Source organism: Pradoshia sp. Z3_51 (genome assembly GCF_058215915.1).
This window is the reverse complement of record NZ_JBZAJC010000002.1, coordinates 242,392-262,200: the sequence shown is the minus strand read 5'-3', so window position 1 is coordinate 262,200 and position 19,809 is coordinate 242,392. Positions and strand designations below refer to the sequence as shown.

The 19,809-nt window shown below is 37.1% G+C and carries 24 protein-coding genes; 4 read left to right on the top strand and 20 right to left on the bottom strand.

What is annotated here, in order from left to right; translation table 11 throughout:
- Positions 1 to 66 precede the first annotated feature (66 nt).
- Genes AC4BHA_RS04905 through AC4BHA_RS04895 form a run of 3 tightly spaced genes read right to left on the bottom strand, consistent with a single transcriptional unit; the run spans position 67 to position 1,644 of the window.
- The gene (locus AC4BHA_RS04905; RefSeq protein ID WP_066100732.1) at positions 67 to 825 is read right to left on the bottom strand and encodes an enoyl-CoA hydratase/isomerase family protein; all 759 of its coding nucleotides are present in this window, start codon (positions 823 to 825) and stop codon (positions 67 to 69) included.
- A 59-nt stretch (positions 826 to 884) separates the two neighbouring features.
- The gene (gene rpmF / locus AC4BHA_RS04900; protein WP_066100735.1) at positions 885 to 1,058 is read right to left on the bottom strand and encodes a 50S ribosomal protein L32; all 174 of its coding nucleotides are present in this window, start codon (positions 1,056 to 1,058) and stop codon (positions 885 to 887) included.
- A gap of 52 nt (positions 1,059 to 1,110) precedes the next feature.
- Positions 1,111 to 1,644 carry a YceD family protein gene (locus tag AC4BHA_RS04895; RefSeq protein ID WP_066100738.1) on the bottom strand — a complete coding sequence of 178 codons (534 nt, stop codon included), beginning with the start codon at positions 1,642 to 1,644 and terminating at the stop codon, positions 1,111 to 1,113.
- A gap of 242 nt (positions 1,645 to 1,886) precedes the next feature.
- Here AC4BHA_RS04895 and AC4BHA_RS04890 point away from each other — a divergent pair, with 242 nt between their 5' ends.
- Positions 1,887 to 3,098, top strand: a complete 1,212-nt coding sequence (locus AC4BHA_RS04890) for a nucleotidyltransferase (protein WP_139891306.1) — start codon at positions 1,887 to 1,889, stop codon at positions 3,096 to 3,098.
- A 60-nt stretch (positions 3,099 to 3,158) separates the two neighbouring features.
- Here the strand turns inward: AC4BHA_RS04890 and AC4BHA_RS04885 are convergent, their stop codons facing one another.
- Together AC4BHA_RS04885 and AC4BHA_RS04880 are read right to left on the bottom strand one after the other, a co-directional pair.
- Entirely contained in the window at positions 3,159 to 4,178 is a 1,020-nt protein-coding gene (locus tag AC4BHA_RS04885) for a SepM family pheromone-processing serine protease (protein ID WP_490558233.1), read from the bottom strand.
- Positions 4,168 to 4,959 carry a patatin-like phospholipase family protein gene (locus AC4BHA_RS04880; protein WP_066100748.1) on the bottom strand — a complete coding sequence of 264 codons (792 nt, stop codon included), beginning with the start codon at positions 4,957 to 4,959 and terminating at the stop codon, positions 4,168 to 4,170. Before AC4BHA_RS04880 ends, AC4BHA_RS04885 begins: the two co-directional genes overlap by 11 nt.
- A 200-nt stretch (positions 4,960 to 5,159) precedes the next feature.
- Here AC4BHA_RS04880 and ylbJ point away from each other — a divergent pair, with 200 nt between their 5' ends.
- Positions 5,160 to 6,389, top strand: coding sequence for a sporulation integral membrane protein YlbJ (ylbJ, locus tag AC4BHA_RS04875; protein WP_066100751.1), 1,230 nt, complete (start codon positions 5,160 to 5,162; stop codon positions 6,387 to 6,389).
- Between the two features lie 63 nt (positions 6,390 to 6,452).
- On the opposite strand, the gene coaD is transcribed toward ylbJ, so the two are convergent.
- Positions 6,453 to 6,935 carry a pantetheine-phosphate adenylyltransferase gene (gene coaD, locus AC4BHA_RS04870; protein WP_066100752.1) on the bottom strand — a complete coding sequence of 161 codons (483 nt, stop codon included), beginning with the start codon at positions 6,933 to 6,935 and terminating at the stop codon, positions 6,453 to 6,455.
- Positions 6,936 to 6,961: 26 nt separating this feature from the next.
- Positions 6,962 to 7,513 carry a 16S rRNA (guanine(966)-N(2))-methyltransferase RsmD gene (rsmD, locus tag AC4BHA_RS04865; protein WP_066100754.1) on the bottom strand — a complete coding sequence of 184 codons (552 nt, stop codon included), beginning with the start codon at positions 7,511 to 7,513 and terminating at the stop codon, positions 6,962 to 6,964.
- 477 nt (positions 7,514 to 7,990) lie between these two features.
- Here rsmD and AC4BHA_RS04860 point away from each other — a divergent pair, with 477 nt between their 5' ends.
- Positions 7,991 to 8,380 carry a DUF7147 family protein gene (locus tag AC4BHA_RS04860; RefSeq protein WP_066100755.1) on the top strand — a complete coding sequence of 130 codons (390 nt, stop codon included), beginning with the start codon at positions 7,991 to 7,993 and terminating at the stop codon, positions 8,378 to 8,380.
- A gap of 33 nt (positions 8,381 to 8,413) precedes the next feature.
- On the opposite strand, the gene AC4BHA_RS04855 is transcribed toward AC4BHA_RS04860, so the two are convergent.
- From AC4BHA_RS04855 to AC4BHA_RS04835, 5 genes are all read right to left on the bottom strand, one after another.
- Complete coding sequence (locus AC4BHA_RS04855; protein WP_066100758.1) at positions 8,414 to 8,686, bottom strand: YlbG family protein; 273 nt, start codon at positions 8,684 to 8,686, stop codon at positions 8,414 to 8,416.
- 347 nt (positions 8,687 to 9,033) lie between these two features.
- Positions 9,034 to 9,471, bottom strand: a complete 438-nt coding sequence (locus AC4BHA_RS04850; RefSeq protein WP_066100761.1) for a YlbF/YmcA family competence regulator — start codon at positions 9,469 to 9,471, stop codon at positions 9,034 to 9,036.
- 190 nt (positions 9,472 to 9,661) lie between these two features.
- Positions 9,662 to 9,901, bottom strand: a complete 240-nt coding sequence (locus tag AC4BHA_RS04845; RefSeq protein WP_490551851.1) for a YlbE-like family protein — start codon at positions 9,899 to 9,901, stop codon at positions 9,662 to 9,664.
- Between the two features lie 18 nt (positions 9,902 to 9,919).
- The gene (ylbD, locus tag AC4BHA_RS04840; RefSeq protein WP_490551852.1) at positions 9,920 to 10,321 is read right to left on the bottom strand and encodes a spore coat protein YlbD; all 402 of its coding nucleotides are present in this window, start codon (positions 10,319 to 10,321) and stop codon (positions 9,920 to 9,922) included.
- A 177-nt stretch (positions 10,322 to 10,498) separates the two neighbouring features.
- Positions 10,499 to 11,563 (bottom strand): CAP domain-containing protein, encoded by a 1,065-nt coding sequence (locus AC4BHA_RS04835; RefSeq protein ID WP_139063788.1) that lies wholly within the window; start codon positions 11,561 to 11,563, stop codon positions 10,499 to 10,501.
- A 273-nt stretch (positions 11,564 to 11,836) separates the two neighbouring features.
- On the opposite strand from AC4BHA_RS04835, the gene AC4BHA_RS04830 reads away from it, so the two are divergent.
- Positions 11,837 to 12,202 (top strand): YugN family protein, encoded by a 366-nt coding sequence (locus AC4BHA_RS04830; protein WP_066100769.1) that lies wholly within the window; start codon positions 11,837 to 11,839, stop codon positions 12,200 to 12,202.
- Positions 12,203 to 12,245: 43 nt separating this feature from the next.
- On the opposite strand, the gene AC4BHA_RS04825 is transcribed toward AC4BHA_RS04830, so the two are convergent.
- The 8 genes from AC4BHA_RS04825 to cyoE form a co-directional block, all read right to left on the bottom strand.
- A complete protein-coding gene (locus AC4BHA_RS04825) occupies positions 12,246 to 12,743 on the bottom strand; it encodes a hypothetical protein (RefSeq protein WP_490558232.1) in 498 nt (165 codons plus the stop codon).
- A gap of 160 nt (positions 12,744 to 12,903) precedes the next feature.
- Positions 12,904 to 13,371 (bottom strand): DUF420 domain-containing protein, encoded by a 468-nt coding sequence (locus AC4BHA_RS04820; protein ID WP_490558231.1) that lies wholly within the window; start codon positions 13,369 to 13,371, stop codon positions 12,904 to 12,906.
- Between the two features lie 108 nt (positions 13,372 to 13,479).
- A complete protein-coding gene (gene ctaG, locus AC4BHA_RS04815; protein ID WP_066100778.1) occupies positions 13,480 to 14,361 on the bottom strand; it encodes a cytochrome c oxidase assembly factor CtaG in 882 nt (293 codons plus the stop codon).
- A gap of 122 nt (positions 14,362 to 14,483) precedes the next feature.
- Positions 14,484 to 14,816 (bottom strand): cytochrome c oxidase subunit IVB, encoded by a 333-nt coding sequence (gene ctaF, locus AC4BHA_RS04810; protein WP_066100781.1) that lies wholly within the window; start codon positions 14,814 to 14,816, stop codon positions 14,484 to 14,486.
- A 6-nt stretch (positions 14,817 to 14,822) separates the two neighbouring features.
- Positions 14,823 to 15,455, bottom strand: a complete 633-nt coding sequence (locus AC4BHA_RS04805; RefSeq protein WP_066100784.1) for a cytochrome (ubi)quinol oxidase subunit III — start codon at positions 15,453 to 15,455, stop codon at positions 14,823 to 14,825.
- A complete protein-coding gene (ctaD, locus tag AC4BHA_RS04800; protein WP_066100787.1) occupies positions 15,455 to 17,335 on the bottom strand; it encodes a cytochrome c oxidase subunit I in 1,881 nt (626 codons plus the stop codon). The genes AC4BHA_RS04805 and ctaD overlap by 1 nt, the downstream gene beginning before the upstream one ends.
- Positions 17,336 to 17,368: 33 nt before the next feature.
- Positions 17,369 to 18,436, bottom strand: coding sequence for a cytochrome c oxidase subunit II (coxB, locus tag AC4BHA_RS04795; RefSeq protein WP_066100788.1), 1,068 nt, complete (start codon positions 18,434 to 18,436; stop codon positions 17,369 to 17,371).
- 90 nt (positions 18,437 to 18,526) lie between these two features.
- Positions 18,527 to 19,489: a heme o synthase gene (gene cyoE, locus AC4BHA_RS04790; RefSeq protein WP_175354215.1), complete on the bottom strand. Its 963-nt coding sequence runs from the start codon at positions 19,487 to 19,489 to the stop codon at positions 18,527 to 18,529.
- Positions 19,490 to 19,809 lie beyond the last annotated feature (320 nt).

Genomic DNA, 19,809 nt, shown 5'->3' with positions numbered 1-19,809 from the left:
TTCAATCATATGCGTCTAGTAGGAAAGATAGAATAAACAAGATTCTATTAACATGATAATCGCTTCTTATTGAGACTTTTTCTGAAATCGTTCCACAGTCTCCATATGGAATGGTAATACCCATAACTCTGAACATCGTTTAATCTCTTCTTGCATCCGTTTATACAAATCAGATGCTTTCTTTTTGCGGATAGTCATACTTTTATACGCCATCAACGCATTAATATCATTTTTAATAATAGGCTCAATAATCCCTACTATGGTTTTCTCATCTATATTTGACACAACGCCATTTGCAAATCCATACAAGCTTGCCTCTTCTTCAGTAAATTTTCTCCCCGACATCAGCCATTCCAGTCCCTTGGATTCTGCCACCCTCTCAAGTAAAAGAGCTCCACCGCCCCAACCGGTGGTAATTCCCTGCTGAATTTGAATAAAGCCCATAAAAGATCCTTTTTTTACATATCGAAAATCACATGCTGTAGCCAGTTCCAATCCACCGCCGACAGCCGGTCCATTTAAAAAAGCAAAAACAGGCTTCGGCAAAGTAGCTATTTTATATAAAATTTCTCCCATACGCGATAACATTTGGTAAGCATCTTTTTGATTATCAAGAAGATGAAAGACTTTTAAATCACCACCCGAACAAAAAACATTACCAGTTCCTGTGATCACCATGGCCTTACAATTTCCATCCGTTTTCACTTGTTCGATGGACTCTTCCAATAAATCCATAACCTCAAAATTTATGGCGTTCCTAACATGCGGCCGGTTTAGCGTAACAAGCAAATATCCTTCTTTTTTCTCCACAATCACTTCTTTCACCGTGAATCCCCCTTAAAAACAAAAAAGAACACAGGTTTCCCTGTGTTCTCTCGAGTTGATTATTTATTTACAACTTCTTTTCCTTTGTATGTTCCACATGCTTTACAGATACGGTGAGATAATTTCATTTCACCGCAGTTTGGGCATTCAACCATACCAGGGACTTGAAGTTTGAAATGCGTACGACGCAATCTCTTTCTAGTTTTCGAAGTTCTTCTGAAAGGTACAGCCATGTTTTACACCTCCTTAAAAAACGATGGTTCTATGGAAGACTTATGTAGTCTTTCATTTTTCACTGTTATCATCATTGTTGTCAAAAAAATGGGCCAACTTTGCCAGTCTTGGGTCAACTTTTTTAACTTGTTGGTCCTCTAAGATTAATTCCCAGTCATCTCCAGCTAGCGGAGCAGCACCTACAGGATGATCCGTATCACAGAATACCTGCAATGGAATCTCCGTGAGAATTATTTCTTTGATTACCGGCGTAAGATCCACTACATCACCCTCAGCCACATGATATTCTCCATCCTCAGTCTCCATACCTTCATATTGATTAAAAAGGTATGTCTCTGTTGTTTGAACATCGATTGGGAATGGGACATCAACTAAGGTTCTTGAACATGGTAATGTCAATGTACCAGATATTTTCAAATGAAAAGTAACTCGATTGGAACTCAAGTCAGCTTTCCCAAATACACGAATTGGTGAAATATCACGAATTTGCGGATCTGCCTTTTTCAGTTCAGAAAGATCTGCTGTCTCATCTACATTAAAACCATTGTCGCGAAATTTTTGCAGTTGTGGAATTGTCCATTTCATATTATATCACCTCAAGGCAACAAAGGTAATTATAGCTTTGGTAAATTCATTTGTCAATGTTTTTTCTTTACAGCCATATGTGATACCCTTATGCAAATTTTAAGCGCTTATCTATTTATTTTACCCGAAATGTTTCATTTTGAAAACAGAATTAATCAAGTGCAAGTTTAGGGAATGCTTGCTTCCTGATTCCTCCATCATATACTATAAAAAAAACAACCATTTATCAGGAGGTGTACAATATGAATGCCCTGGGACTTGTAGTAGAATATAATCCTTTTCATAATGGACATTTATATCATTTACAACAAGCCAAAGCTATTACAAATGCTGATGTGACCATAGGCGTGATGAGCGGAAATTTCCTTCAGCGGGGGGAACCAGCCCTGGTGGATAAATGGACAAGGACTTCCATGGCCTTAAAGGCTGGTATTGATCTAATCATCGAACTTCCATTTGTTCATGCTGTTCAAAAGGCTGAATATTTCTCCGAAGCATCTATCCTATTATTAGAGGAAGTTGGCTGTCAGTCTGTTTGTTTTGGCAGCGAGCAAGGAGAAATAGAACCTTTTATACATACATACTCAATTATTCAGGAAAATTCTAAGGAAATCGATCAATGGATACAGCACTATAGCAAGGAGGGATACAGCTACCCCAAGGCTGCCTCTCTGGCCTTTTCGGAACTACAAGCGCGTCATCCTTCTATGCTTTCTTTAGACCAGCCTAATAATATCCTTGGATATCACTATGTATCCGCGATTTTAAAACATAAATTATCCATCGAGCCAGTAACCATTAAACGAACAGGTTCCGGATATCACGATCCAACTCTCATGCCAGGTACAATAGCAAGTGCAACTGGTATACGGAAAGAATTAATGGAAAGCGGTAAACTGGATGCTATCTCTTCCTTTGTTCCGGATACAACATTTGCCCATCTAAAAGCATATCTAACAGAGCAGCGCACTTTGCATAATTGGGAGTTGTATTGGCCATTTTTAAAAGTTAAATTAATCACGACGCCCGCAGAATCTCTTGCCCAAATTTACGAAATGAAAGAGGGCTTAGAGAATCGATTAATTGAAGCCGCTGAACGCGCCAGTAATTTCATGGATTTTATGTCATTAATTAAAACGAAGCGTTATACCTGGACTCGGCTACAAAGAATACTAACCTATACGCTGTTAAATTTCACAAGAGATGAAATGCCAAAAGACCTGACTCCGCCATATATTCGCGTATTGGGATTTACAGCTGCCGGGCAGCAATATTTAAAAAGCATAAAAAAAGAAAAGGGAAATCAGATCGTATCACGCCTAGCAGCCTGTAAAAATCCTTTAATAAATATTGATAAGAGGGCTGCCATTGTTCATGCTGCCGCTCTTCCCTCAGCTATTTCTATGAAAGCTCAAAAACGTGAATATATGTCACCCATTGTATTAACTGATTAAAAAACGAAGCCATTGATTCACCGTACGAATCAATGGCTTCTGCTTTAAATCAAGCAGCTCTTATTTCATGCTTTTTAAATAATCCAGTGCATCATCAACTGTGTCCACAGGAACAATAATCATATCTGTTCCAATCTCTTCTGCTGTTTTTACAGCAATTTTATAATCCGATTCCTCAGCACCTTGTTGATTGGGTGCAAAAAACACTTCCGCATCTGCACGATCAGCTGTTACAATTTTCTGATCAACACCACCGATAGGACCGACTGTTCCATCATCAGAAATGGTACCTGTTCCTGCTATTTTCTTCCCTTTCGTGTAATCCTCTTCCGTTAATTGATTAAAGATCTCCAATGTAAACATTAACCCAGCAGAAGGCCCCCCAATGCTATCTGCGTTTATCTCGATATCTCGGTCTGTTTCAACACTTCGATCCTCAACCAAGGTAATGCCGACGCCAACTCGTCCAGTTTCCTCTAGCATCTCCAATTGAAGTGTCTTAACAATATTTTTATTATCACGCTTTATTTCTAATTTCACTTGGGCCCCAGCTTTTTTCGAGGAGATATAGTCTATGAAAAATTCACTTGACTCAATTTCACTTCCATCGACTTTAATAATTCGATCTCCAGGTTTCAATACTCCGTCTGCAGGTTTACCCTTGGCAATCTGCAGCACATATATGCCTTCTACTTTTACTTTGGCTTCATAGCCTGCTTTTTTATACCCGTTCAGGATAGCGGATGTTTGGGAATCATCCATCAATTTCAATTGTCTAACCGTATATTCTTCATCGGTTTCATCCTGACTTCTAATTTGTTCCAGTTCATAAATCCTATGATAATCTGCTATTTTAGCCCATGCATATGTATAAATATTCGCTCTGCCCATTCGGATCGTTGTCAGCATAAAAGAGCCATCTGCTTCACTTCCATTTTCAACCTCTACAAATTGCTCCAATGTCTCCGCCGACCCAGGGGTGGAAACATAATAAGGCAATTTATAAAATGCAGCCAGAAATGCCAGCAATAGAACTGCAACCCCAATTTTGCCTATATTAAGTTTACGCTTATGCTTCATCTTTTTTCTCCTTCCAATGCTGTATGGCCTCTTTAATCTCCGGCAGTTTTTTTCTTGCTTCTTGCTCCCCAATCATAATAATTTCAAGAATGTTTGTAAATGCCAATGAACTAAATGATTCTACAGCAGGCTGAATCATTACGTCAGCGTTAATCCCTTTCATTTTGACAATTTCCATTTGCAGTATATCTAAACTTTTAAAAATAACATCGTATATAGATTCAATATCCGTATCTCCTCTTGTTGCAGAGACATCGCTTGCAATCACAATATCCGCTCCCATTTCTTTCACAACCGAGACAGGGACCCGATCCATTAATCCTCCATCTACAAGTAATTTCCCATTGATCCGTTTAGGCACAAAAATGCCAGGTATCGATATACTAGCTCTTACCGCTTCATAAACCGGACCTTCCGTAAAAATAACTCTCTCTCCTTTTTCTATATCCGTTGCCACTATAGCCAATGGAATTGAAAGATCCTCTATATTTTGATTTTTTGTAAATAATCGAATGTATTCCTCAATCTTTTTCCCGGCTACAAAACCTAATCTCGGTACAGTCAGATCCATAAAGTATTTTCTTTTAAATTGCAACGAAACTTTTTGCAGCAGTTCTAAATCTGATCCACTTGCATAAAAACTGCCTATTAAAGCTCCCATACTGCTCCCGGCTATGCAGTCGATATTTATACCTTCACTATTTAGCACTTTTAATAAACCAATATGTGCAAATCCCCTTGCACCACCAGAGCCAAGCGCTAATCCAATTTTAGGTTCCATTTCTTTTGACTCTCCTTTATCCGTACTGATTTAAGGCATGTTCCCTTAATAGGAGTCTTAGTTCTAAATTATTTTACTTTGAGTATATTTTGTTATTGGGGACAACCCAGCTATATACAAAACTTCTTTTGATTTTACTAAATATATTTTAGCACCAGATTATTTACCACGCTTAAATTTAATAAGGGAAGGGATATAAATTGGATAAATCAATCTTAAAATCAATGCTTTTTGCGTTAATTGCAGTTATTATGGCAGCTGCATTGATCTTGATGCCACAGGAAGCCTTCGAAGCCTCTGTTCGAGGGTTGAATATATGGCTTGAAATTGTCTTTCCTTCCTTATTGCCTTTTTTAATTATTGCAGAAATGTTGATTGCATTTGGTGTCGTAAAACTACTGGGTGTCTTTTTAGAGCCACTAATGCGTCCATTGTTTAAGGTACCAGGAGTAGGAGGATTTGTATGGGCAATGGGACTTGCATCCGGTAATCCTTCTGGAGCAAAACTAACAGCTAGGCTGAGAGATGAAGGTCAGCTATCCAGAATAGAAGCTGAACGGTTAGTGTCGTTTACCAGCTCATCGAATCCATTATTTATTTTCGGTGCTGTATCTATCGGTTTTTTTAATAATGCTAAACTTGGAATACTTTTAGGATTAACTCATTATGCAGCGAATATTTTCGTCGGTTTAGTAATGAGGTTTTACGGGAGAAATGAAGAGAAAAAAAATCTTAACCGCAGTAAAAAAGATACAAGTATTTTCCCAATCATGACAGCTTTAAAAAGTATGCACCGTACCCGTCTAAATGACCAGCGGCCATTTGGAAAAATATTAGGAGACGCAGTTAATTCCTCCATACAAACCCTTTTGATGATTGGAGGATTTATCATTATTTTTTCCGTGATCAACAAGCTATTGTTTCACTTACATATTACCAGCTTCTTTGCATCCATTTTCAGCAGCCTGTTCCACACGCTTCATCTGCCATCTACTTTAAGCATCCCTTTTATTTCGGGGTTATTTGAAATCACGTTGGGATCGCAATTAACAAGCCAAGCTGGCGGTGCAACACTATTGACACAAGCAATCATAGTCAGTGCTTTACTCGCATTTGGAGGATTCAGTATACAAGCTCAAGTTGCCAGCATCTTAGCCGAAACAGATATACGCTTTAAACCATTCTTTCTTGCACGCCTCATCCATACATTTTTTGCTGCGATACTTACATTGATTTTGTGGAAACCTGTATATCTGCGATTATCTACTTCTGAAAATACATCAATCACCGAATTTGTTTTTTCAATGGAAACGCAGGGATTATCCAGCACTATCTTCAGTTTCTTCCTTAATTACGGTGCATTGATTACTATTCTTTCTTTGGCTGGCTACACCCTTTTATTATACATACAGTATAGGAAATCCATATAAAAAGCCAATCCCTAATTTAAGTAGGATTGGCTTCTTTTTAACAGCAATATAAATGAGTACATTTTATTCAGACATCTTTATTCTCAGCCGTTTTTGTACACATTCAGGAACAAGCTCTGAAACATCTCCACCGTACTTCGCTACTTCTTTTACGATCGATGAGCTCAAAAAAGAATATTGATTATTTGTCATGATAAAGAATGTTTCAATTTGATCGTTTAATAAGCGATTCATAGAGGTGATTTGCATCTCATACTCGAAGTCAGAAACGGCTCTCAACCCTCGGATGACTGCATTTGCATTTCTTGCCTTAGCATAATCCACGAGCAACCCCTGAAAGCTATCCACTTTCACATTTGGTATATGGGCAGTTGCTTCTTCAATGATTTGCACTCTCTCCTCCACAGTAAATAGAGATTTTTTAGCAGAATTATGAAGGACACCGACATATATTTCGTCAAATATGTTTGCTCCTCTTTGAATAATATCAAGATGTCCATATGTTATAGGATCAAAACTTCCAGGACATACAGCTATTTTCTTCACTATTCTCCCCCCATTTCTATAAATATTTAACGCTCAAAAAAGGACACAGCCGTAATGCCATACTTTTCAACACGGAACTTAGTAAAATTACCAATCTTTTCAGGCAACGTTAATTCTTCTCCATGTTCGCATATTATCATACCGTCTTCTGCCAATAATTCAGCACTTTCGATTTCTTCAATAAGAACAGGTATCATATTAGCTATTTTATAGGGAGGATCCATAAAAATGAGGTCAAATTGAGCTTTTCTCTTTCCAAGAGCTTTTAATGATCTTAAAGCATCACTCCTATGTACCTCGGATTGACTTTCGAATTTACATGAACTGATATTCGTTTTAATAATTTGAATAGCTTTTGAGTCCTTATCAACAAAAACTCCTTTTTCCATTCCTCTGCTCAAGGCTTCAAGCCCAAGGGATCCGCTTCCTGAAAATAAATCCAGAACCGCTCCACCTTCAAAATATGGTCCTACAATATTAAATAAAGATTCTTTTACTTTGTCCGTTGTTGGCCGGGTTGTCATGCCTGGAACAGCCTTTAATGGCCTTCCTTTACAAGTACCTGAAATGACTCGCATAATCTGTCACCAAATTTCATATGTATTCAACTTTCTAAAATATCCTACCACAAAATCTTGATTTCACAAATAGAAATCAAATTTCTGCGATCAGTGAATAGTTCAGGTTGATTTGGTCATACTACTAACAACAACATCTTCAGAGGTGTTGTTGCCAACCGCGGAGAAGACTTACGTTTCCCCATAAGTTCTTCCTCCGGTTTCTCCTCTCCCTTTGCCTTCTGCGTTTGTAAAAGCGCGTAGAAGGAAGCCCTGGCGCCTATGTGTGCCAGGGCTTTTCTTTTAGGTGATTTAACTACAGATCAACCGACACCCATTTTTTCCACAGTGAACAAGGTGGACAGTTTCAAAAATAACTAATTTGATTAATAGAACAGTTGATTCGAACACTTTATTGGGATACATTTATATTCCTGATGAACTAGACCGGATTATGATACACTTATCAATATCCGATTTACAGGAGGAAAAACAAGAATGAATCAACGTTTTATAGAACTAGGCCCCGGATATTCTGACCTTTATGAGCTATTGGAATTAGCAAAGGCTAATCAATATCGAATCAATTATTTTTTATGCTTACAGTCAGAGGGACCTAGCGGCAAAGTCATGTCGTTTGTATTGGTTATGAAAAAATCAAGCTATGGCGACTTCATCCCACTTTATATTTGCAGAGAAGGAATACCTGTTTTAGTTAATAAGCCAAGCAAGCGTTATGAACTTTTTGACCAAGCAGCCAAGGAGCAAGGTAAAGAAATTATATCGTTGGAAGTTAGGCATTCATCTACTTTTGCTGACCCTGACCTTTATTATCAGTATTTAATAGGTATCCTGCGCATGAACCGTTTTTTACCCCCATGGCAATAAAGAAAAACCGGACCCATTAGGATCCGGTTTTCTTTAAATGCCTATTCTATATTCTTCCTTTTCTTTTTCATGCTTTTTACTCTCAAATTCAGTTTTAATAAAAGGTTTTTGAGAAAATTCAACTTTTTTGACAAAAGCATAGGAAGATAATTTTTCTGAAACTGCTTCTATTTCGTCCATATTTACATATAATACGGCATATTTTAATTTGCGGGAAACATAATGCAGATTGCCTGTTTTACGCAGAGTTTTCACTTGTTTTAGACTATGCAGCCAAACAATCAGGCTTTGCCTTTCTACAAACATATACATACCCCTTTAGGATGCAATTTATATTTAGTGTACCATATTACTAAAAGATGTATCAATATTTAGAAATGCTATGCAGAATTAGTGAATAAATCTAGAGATTGCAACTAACTCGATTATCTCCTTGGATAGGTCTGCACAATCAGAGTTTATATCAAAAATGATAGGAGTACTTTAAATGAAACTGCATAATAGAAAAGATATCGATCCCACTTTCCTATGGAGAATCGGATAGGTTTATCATACAACCTCAACGTTTGTATTAGTTGCTACAAAATCTAATTTCGGCCATATACCAAAAGGCAACCCCATTTGTTCTGGGATTGCCTTTTTTCTCGTTCCTATCAGGAACATCCACAGCTTCCTCCGCTGCCACAGCCTCCGCTACAGGATGATTCAAAAAACGGATTTCCTGTCGGGACTTTTATATGAGGGGATACTGAATGACCAATCAGCATACTAATTTCATCAAGTAATTGCTGTAAGTTTGTTTCAGCCTGTTTATATTCAATAACAGATGGATGAAGGTCCATTTCTCTTTTAGCCTCACGAATTGCTTTAGAGACAGTACGATAATCCGGATGGTATCTTCCGAAACGCTGTACTTCTTCGTAAGCGTCCTTTAAAGAATTAAACGCTTGAATTTTTTTCTGGGCCGTTTTATCCTTATACATCTGAGTTAAACTTAAAAAGTATTGCTTAGCTATATCTGAGTTCATTATATCTTTAGCCAATTGTTCAGCATGGTCAATGATTTCAACCGTTTCAATAGTAGCAAGCATGAAAATACTCACCTCCAACTTTATCATACCATGTAATATCCAAGGATGCTATAACTTAGAAATATTATCCACCTATAAAAGATATATGGCTTGTCCCCTATTACTTTGGTAAGTAGAAGAAGTAATTCGCTGCCAAACACCCCTTACTTCATCTACTCTTACAGAACGTCCTCATTTTTTTTAGGAACCGTTATTCACCAGTATTCATTGACTGAAACATCGAAACCATCATAGAAGCCATTTGAACGCTGTTTGAAAGCTGATGAACACGATCCGGAATCGTTTTTTTAAAAAAGTACTTAGATTCAGTATCAAATTTCGAAAAATCCTGTGGATTTCTGCTCAAACGTCTGTACCAGATTGGTTGTTGCCTCAAAAAACTCAGTAAATCTTCATCTGCCTCAATTAATTCATAGATATCTTGTCTCAAGCTCTCACTCCTACCTAGCTAATCTTGCCGAAATTTGAAAGGATGATTATTCTGGACGGGAGGTGGTGCACTTTCTGATTGTCCGGAAGATTGAAATTGAGAGATGACTCCCTGAACCACTCCTAAAACCTGACTAAAATTCCCAATTTGTTTTTGAATTTGATCAGGGTCCATTTTTTTAAGTTGATTTAAAAGCTGCGAAATAAACTCGCCCTTATCTGTTTTTTCAGTCTCATCCTTTTCCTTTTTTTCCTCTTTATATTCATTCCACACTTCATCCTGATCACCCAGCAAAGACCAATCTTCATAAATTTCCTGCCATGTTTTCTTACCCATTCTTACATCTTTTACGATTTTCGGATTACTCTTAAGAAAAAGCTTAAAATCCTGGACAGAAGGATGCAATTTGGAATCATCCATTTAATTTCACCTCACCACATGACATACGCCTAGGGTAGTATATGTTTCGATATATAGAAAAGTGATGCATATTTCCAAAGAATTCCGCACATAGACTTCCTTTATACAAATAATATTTACACACAAAAAAGAGCACTGAGGAGAAATACTTTCCTTCAGTGCTCTTTTTTGTATCATTTAATCAGATAACGCAACAAAGTTTTGAGTATAGTATCTTTTATATACTCCCACACCAAGGCGCGTAAAATCTTCATTTAACATTATATCTCTGTGCCCTTTACTATTTAACCATCCTTCAACAGCCGCAATTGCATCTGTATACTGAGCAGCTATGTTTTCGCCAGCTGAGTAGTAAGAAACACCGCCTTCCTTCAAACGATCACCAACATCTTTATCATCGGGTGATACATGATCGAAATACTCATTCACCATCATGTCTTCGCTATGTTTAAATGCCACAGCTGAAATTTTTTCATCAAATTCAAGGGTACCTAAGTCAAAACGTGTTCGTATGATATTTGTCAAATCAAGAATTTGCTGCTGACTTCCTTCTTCAACCAGCTTCCATTCTTCATCCGTTAACTCTTCAGGTTCATCCAATTCTCCACGGTATGTCAGCTCATATGGCTTATGCATAATCAATGTCTTTGCATCCATAAACCTCACACCTGATACCTGACCGAGAATTTTATCCAAATAAACCTGAGCATACATATCGCCAAACTTTATTAGAGGGCGATAATGAAGATCTTCTTCCGACAACTCGAAACGATATTCAGTGCCTTTCCAATTCAGTTCTATATAACTATTCATATTCAATTCCTTATACAAGGACTCCACTGTTTGATCAATAAAGAATGGATATAAATTAATATCTTCTGCTGAACTGTATAGGGTTACAATTTTTTTATCTTTTTCGTTTACGCCAAATTGTATATACTTACTTAATGTATCATTATAGATCCACCAGTTATATCCATAAGCTGAAGGATCAATACGGTCTGGCTCCCCATATTCATCCAGTAACTGATTACTGGTTTTACCAATCCATTTAGATACACCCTGTTCAGGTCTGGATTCGTTATCTGTTAATTCTTTAATCTTATCCGAAGTTTCCATTGTATTTTCATTAACGGAATTTTGATCAATGATAGCTGTATTTTCTTTGACATCATCTTTAACCGTTACATAGATGCCGAAGATGGTGATTAAAATTAAACTAAAGAAAACCCTAAAGACCAATTTCAGAGGTGGTCCCTCCTGTCATTCTTACTTTATATTTTTTTATTATACCATTAGAATTCAAACAAACCTATCACTTAAATGTAAACAATGAAAAATAAGTATAATATAAACATATTGGATAGCAAAATGAACGAATTTACCTTTCTGCCTCTATAAAAGAACAATTTATTGCAGATAAGGTAAAATAATACTAAAATTAAAATTGAGAATTTCCAAAACTTGTTTCATACCGAACAAAGCATTTTCTAAAAGGGGATAGGAGGAAATAAGATGAGATTTGAAAATACAGGACTTGAAAAATACCAAGTTAACCTTAACAGGCTAGATGAGGTTATGAGTGAAAACGGTTTAGTCAGAGCCGAACAATGGGATTACGAACGCGTATCCTACGATAAGAAATATGAATTAAGGGATGGCACTTTTTATTTACGTGTCTTTGGCTATGCGGTTGAAGGTGACGTAGGTGCACATCGGGCAACTATCCAACTCATGACACCAGTCCTAGGTAAACACTATTATCCACATGGTGTTGAATATGGTGAAACAGAGCATTTTCCTACATCTCTTCAAAAACAATGCGAGACAGTTCTTGCGGCAGTTAAAGCTGAACTGGATATATTTGTAGAAGTGGAATAAAGGATTATTAAATAAGCCTGCAGATTGTATGATCTCCGCAGGCTTATTTTATTTTTTTTCTCATTAAACAATAATCCCCCTCCACTCCCACTGCTTTAAATCCATACTTTTTTAAGGTTTCCTTATAATAAAAACGTTTATCTGCTATTTCTGTTTGGATCATTTTGGCAATCCCTATTTTATGAATATAATAGAAAAAACCCTCCATAACTTCAGATACAAATTCTTTTTCTGTCTGAGCATTTGTAAAGGTTAAGGAAAAGGTTAATTCTTCACCTTCTCCCTCCAACTCCAACTCTCCGATGAATTTTTGGCTTTGCAAATCAATAATAAAACAGATCCACCAACCTACATCCCCACCCTCCAATTCATATAATTCTATTAAAAGAGGGAGTATACATTTTACGCGATCAGATGGGAAAGATTCAGGAACAATTACCGGCGATACCATTTTGAAATCATACGGGTACAAAATAAGAGACTTAGCCAATGAGATGGAACAAGGGAAGATAAGAATGCGATTAGTCCTAATTTGTTTCATTACCGCACCTCCGATTAATTGCCTCTAAATAAAGCCTATGATAAACATCAGCCAGTCCTGACAGAATCCATTCCTAAGCCGTCATGTAAAAGTAAGAAACGAAAAAAGGTCATCTCTAATTCTATGAGACGACCCGTTTTCCCTATGCAACTTTTATTTTTTATGAACCAATAATCGCTTTAAATACACTTGTTGTTTTACCACCTTCGTATATTACATAAAGCAATAAATATACCGTGACACCAGCAACCGCGTTCACCATCCAAATGATGCTAGTAGGCGGAGCGATTTTTCGATGTTTCTCAATCTTCCCTTTAAAACCATAATACAGACTGATAATCCCCATTATGGCTCCAATTGTAGCCAATGTAATATGTGAGATTAAAAAGATTGTATAGTAAATTTTAATTGATTCAGGTCCTCCAAATGCCGTGTTCCCTATAAATAACGTTCTACTTGCATAAATAATGAAGAACACAACTGCAAAAACAGCTGCCCAAAACATTAATTTTTCGTGGACCTTTATATTCCCCTTTTTTACTTGCCATACTCCAAAGCCTACAAGGATTGCGCTGATTACGATACAAGCCGTGCTGATCGTAGGCAGGACTGGTAATGAACTGCTCATAATGGTGGAACCTCACTTTACTTATTCTGTTAACTCTATAATTGTAAAATACTAAATTTGAAAACTCAAATTATTATACAGTATTCACTAAAGTTTCACTATTATTAATTAGTTCCCTAAATGCGGATTTGCCTCCATAAAACGTTTTGTTTCTGCATCCGCATGTTTGGTATCTTCTTTAAACCAAGTGAAGAAAGTTGTAGCCAGGATAATTCCATATACTATTTCTTGAATTATTTTCATAATTACACCGCCTGTTTGCTGATCTTCAACAGCCGGCATATTTATAAACATTTGAGGACTGCTTAAGTCCAAAGTGGATAAGGTACCGGCAGGAACACACAATTTCATCGCCTCCATCCATACAGCTGGATCTGCATAGGTTGCATACATGGGATCTTTAGAAAAGATGATAAGCGCACAGGCCGGTGTAATTAATATACCATTGGCAAAGATATAGCCAATTTTCTTTAATCCTGATAATCGCTGGCTTTCTTCGATTTTATTAACTAGATGCCACCACATGAACAGCGAGGAAATAAACAATACCACTGTGAAAAGCCCATGAAGCAACATATTGACTTTGACGATATCAAAAATTGACGGAACATGGTAAAAAGAAAACAGTCCATTAAAGAAAATCAATGTTATTAATGGTTGTGTAATCATTAAAAACCATTTTTTAAATACGAACTTTTTTAGTAACCAATCCGGCAATCCCAATAGAAAAAATGGTGGAATAACTAAAAATAAAAAAGCCATTTGAACCATATGAACCGTAAAAGAAAGATGTCCCAATAAATCTATTGGCGACCCCTTTATCATGTATAAAAGAATCATAGCTATCGAGAAGTATACAGCTTCTTTCTTTTTAAATTGGTCACCTGCTTTAAAATAGGTGATATAAAAATAGAAGGCTATGATCAATAGTGTCACGAGGAACAGGTAAGGACTCCATAGGGCCCTAAATCCAAATATATCTAATTCCATTTATCTCACCTCATAATTAGTTTTCCTGCCCAGAAATTCACAAGAAAATATCAAATAACCCAGAAATCATATAGTTTTAGTTTCTAAAAAAAATCGGCTTAACAAGTTAAGCCGATTCCATCTTAAATCCACACAATTAATACAAATGCAAGGATAGTAGTCACACCGATCAGTAACCCGGTATACATAAATCCTGCCATCGTTCCATGACCTTCTTTATTCATATGCATGAAATAATAGAGCTGAAAAATGACTTGGATTACCGCAAGCAACAAGATGAATGGTAAAACGAACCACTTGGAAAATCCATCATAACCTACTGCAAAGAACGCAATTAAGGTTAGAAAGATCATCATAATAAATGTAATAACCTGCATCTTCATATCTTCCGCATTTTTCTTACGTCTATATTTAAGAGCTTCTTTACTAAGATGTGTTTTAGGTTGATTTTCCATTTATCATCACCCCACCATTCCCATTAAGTAAACGACTGTAAAAATGAATACCCATACAACGTCGATAAAATGCCAGTATAGGCTCGCAACATAAAATTTCGGAGCATTATACAGATTTAAGCCACGTTTCGAATTACGGAGCATTAACGTAATAATCCACAATAGTCCAAAGGTTACATGGGCACCATGGAAGCCGACTAATGTGTAGAAGGCGGATCCAAATGCAGAACCTGTAAATGTGTGATGATATTCATGCACATAATGATTAAATTCATAGATTTCTAAGCCCAGGAAAGCAGCCCCTAATAAAACAGTGATTAACAGCCAAAACTGCATTTGTTTAAAATCGTAGTTTCTCATATGATACATCGCATAAACACTTGTTAATGAGCTGGTTAACAGCAGCATAGTAGCAATAAACGCCAGCGGCATATCAAATAAATCTTTGGCTAGAGTCATTTCCTTATTAGGCGGTACACTATCTTTCAGAGCTAAGTATGTTGCAAATAATGAAGCAAAAAGCACTGTCTCTGCAGCGAGGAAAAGCCAAAAACCTAAAAATTTATGCTTTCCGTCATCTGTATGTTTCTCAGGGTGAGATGGCCATGTTTCTGGTGTGAATTTTTGCCCTGCATTCATTACACCTCAACCCCCTTATCACTTTTAGCATTAGAAGATACCAAATCTTCTTTATGGATATGATACCCATGATCATCTTTAACGGAACGGATGAGCATAGCTATAAAGGTAATCAACAAACCAATCACCATTACCGGGACTGTCCATTCTTTATCCGTTGCATTATAAAGTGCTCCAAATGCAGCAACAAACAATCCAAAAGAAATAATAACAGGAAGAATTGAATTGTTAGGCATATGGATATCACCAAGAGGTTCAGCCGGTGTCATCGCATTTCTACCTTCCATTTTTTCAAGCCACCATGCATCATATCCTCTTACTAATGGTAATCTTTCAAAGTTGTATTCAGGAGCCGGGGAAGAAATTGCCCACTCAAGTGTACGTCCATCTTGCCATGGGTCATTACCGACTTTAACATTTTTAACTGAAGTAACTACGATATTAACCAATAATATAATGACTGCTACAGCCATCATGAATGCACCGACAGTAGATATTAAGTTGCCATTATCCCATCCCTGTCCGTCCAAATAAGTGAAAACACGTCTAGGCATTCCCATTAATCCAAGGAAATGTTGAACAAAGAATGTTAAATGGAATCCGATTAGGAATAACCAGAATGTGATTTTACCCATGAATTCATTCAATACTGTACCGAATATTTTTGGCCAGTAAAAATGTGTACCTGCCAACAAGGCCAGAACTACTCCACCGACGATAACATAGTGGAAATGGGCAACAACGAAATAGCTATCATGATACTGATAGTCAGCCGGAGCTGCAGCATTCATAATTCCCGTTACTCCACCCATTACAAAAGATGGAATAAATGCAACGGCGTATAACATAGGGGTCGTAAACGTAATCTGACCACCCCACATCGTGAAAATCCAGTTGAAGATCTTTATACCAGTCGGAACAGCTATCGCCATTGTTGCTACTGCGAATATCGCATTTGCGACTGGCCCAAGACCAACCGTAAACATATGGTGAGCCCATACCATGAATCCTAGGAAACCGATTAAAATGGTTGCAAAGACCATAGATGAGTATCCAAATAATCTCTTTCTCGAGAATGTTGGAATAATTTCAGAGAATATTCCGAATGCCGGAAGAACCAAAATATATACTTCCGGATGTCCAAAGATCCAGAATAAATGTTCCCAAATAATTGTATTTCCACCCAAAGCCGTTACAAAGAAACTGGAACCAAACATACGGTCAAACATCATTAGTGTCAAACCAACTGTAAGCGGCGGGAAAGCAAATAGAATTAAGGCAGATGCCACAAATGTTGTCCACGTGAAAAGCGGCATACGCATAAACGTCATTCCAGGTGCTCTCATATTAATAATTGTGGCCAGGAAGTTAATTCCCCCTATTAACGAGCCCATACCTGATATCTGAAGTCCAAGTATGTAAAAATCTATACCGTGACCTTCAGAAGCCAATGATAGAGTTGCATAAGATGTCCATCCGGCATCAGGCGCTCCGCCCATAAACCAGGATAAGTTTAAAAAGACTCCTCCAAAGAAAAACAACCAAAAACCTAATGAATTTAAAAATGGAAATGCTACGTCTCTAGCCCCGATTTGCAGCGGCATAATCGCATTCATAAATCCAAGCAATAAAGGCATGGCGGCAAGGAAAATCATGGTTGTTCCATGCATGGTAATAATTTGGTTAAACATTCCACCACTGATAAAATCATTTTCTGGCTTTACAAGCTGAATTCTTATAAACATTGCCTCAAGCCCACCTAGCAAGAAGAAAAATCCACCTGCAAAGATATAGAGCTTGGCAATTTTCTTATGGTCAACAGTCGTTAAATAATCCCAAATGACACTAAGAAACCCCTTTTTTTGAGCAATAGTACTCACGTTTTAACCTCCCCTTTGAAAACTAGCAAACTCTTATTTTTGCGATAAGGTTTCCAGGTACTTAGTAAGCGCATCGATTTGTGAATCAGAAAGCTCTCCGTAAGTGTCAGTCATTTTGTTTCCTTCTTTAACTGACTCCGGATCCTTAAGCCACTTCTTCACATTTTCTTCATTATTTTCCAAATAACCCGCTACTACTTCACGATCAGCAAAATTTGATAGATTAGGTGCTAATCGAGCCTGCTCCGGTCGCTGATCATTGGAATCGATCGCATGACATCCGATACAGCTTTTATTGAAAATTTCCTGGCCTTCACTTGCTGTTGCATCAGTAAGTTTTACTTCCGTGTGCTTTGTTTCTTTCATGCTGGCTACCCATTGGTCAAATTCATCCCTTGGCAAAGCTTTCACTTTGAAATCCATTAATGCATGGGAAGCCCCACATAATTCAGCACATTTTCCATAAAAAATCCTGCCGGCTTCTTCACTTTTTCCATCATCAAACTCAAGCCAGAAGCTATTTTCTCCCTCTGTGTTCGTATCAAGCTTACCCCCAGCTGAAGGAATCCAGAAGGAATGCTTTACATCTGACGCTGTTAAATTAAAGTAAACCTTTTCATCAGTTGGAACAACAAGTTCTTGCCCTGTCATGATACCTTCGCCAGGATATTCAAACTCCCACCAGTAATAATTAGCCCTTACATTTACAGTTAAGGCTGTAGGATTCCCATCCTTATCCTTTTCATCCTTGGCAGATACATCTGCAAAATCAAATGTATAATAAATCGTTGGAACTGCAAGGATGATTAATAAAACAATCGGGATAACCGTCCAAAGTATTTCTAATTTGTGGTTACCCTCAATTTGCTTAGGGATTGTATTATCTCCCTTTTTACGACGAAATTTTAAAATTGCAAGTACAAAAAGAATAACAACAACAATGATTACCAATACCATAATGGCAGTACTGAGTATCATTAAATCATACTGTTTCTTCGCTACCTCACCTGCTGGATCCAATGCTGATAGATACGGCTTTCCACAACCCGAAAGTATTAGCATCAAAACAGCAATTAAGGATGCAATGCGCCATTTTTTCATAGCAAATAATTACCCCTCTTTCGTAAAAAATTTCTTCTTTCCAAAGGAACATCTTATATATTGAATTTCTTTAAGAAAGAACCCCCAATGTTAAAAACGATTAATTAAAGAAACAATGACCATTGCCACAAAAGAAATAGTCATATAGTTTAATGAATAAATGAACATCTTATTGGCCCACTTTAAATCTTCTTCTTTGGAAAACTCCTTTTTTAATGAGAATCCCTTTAAAGTTAATATAAGCCAACCTATATTTAAAATTGTTGCCAAAACTACAAAAGAAACCCCGATTGGTTTCAGTATAAATGGAATTGGAAACAATAAAGCTACCCATATAAGCATATGAATCTTAGTTTCTTTAAATCCTTTTACTACAGGCAGCATAGGAATTCCAGCCGCTCTGTATTCCTCCGTCCGCTTCATAGCCAATGCGTAGAAATGTGGAGGCTGCCACACAAACATTAATAGAAATAATCCCCAGGCAATCGGATGTAATCCTGGGTCAACGGCGGCCCACCCAATTAGTGGCGGTATAGCACCAGAAAAACTGCCGATAACAGTATTTGAGACAAACCGTCTTTTTGACCACATTGTATACAGCAATACATAGGCCAATACCCCAAGTAACCCCATAAAAGCTGCCATTGGAGTAGCCATTAATAGAATCAATAATCCAGTTACCACCAGTGCCAGGCCCATATACAACACTTTTATAGGGTTCACCTTCCCAGTAACTGTCGGACGCTTCTTTGTACGAGACATAAACACGTCGATATCCCGGTCTATGTAATTGTTTAAGCTGCCAGCGCCAGCTATGATCAGTGCTGACCCTATAACACCATATAGAACGAGATCAAGATTCCCTAGGAAACTCTGGTCAGTAAAATAAAGACCGAGCCAAATACCTGCAAAAACAGTGATTAAATTTGAATTGACGATGCCTACCTTTACTAATACCAAAAAGTCCTTAAATGCTGTACTGTTCATATCCTTCTCCACGTCTAGTCCCTTCTGGTTTTCATACGAGGTCTGCGATGCCGGTTTAGGTTTCATGCTGTTACCTCCTATCTGAATAGTAGATTTCCAAACTTTTAGTTTCAAGCGATATATTCACAAATTATAACAGTGATATTTATATAGAAAAATTTGCCTAATATATATTTAAACACAGATTACACTTCTATTGTGAAAATAATTTGTCCATTTTTTGTCATAAGTGTGACCTAATCATTATATAGTGGTAATTTTATCCTGTAAATATATTTTTGTAACATTGAAAGTATGAAAACCTTATTTAACCAATTAAATCCCCTCTCTATTTCTAACAAACTCTTCTTTAAGTTTCAACTATAAACAATTACATGAATTTTCAA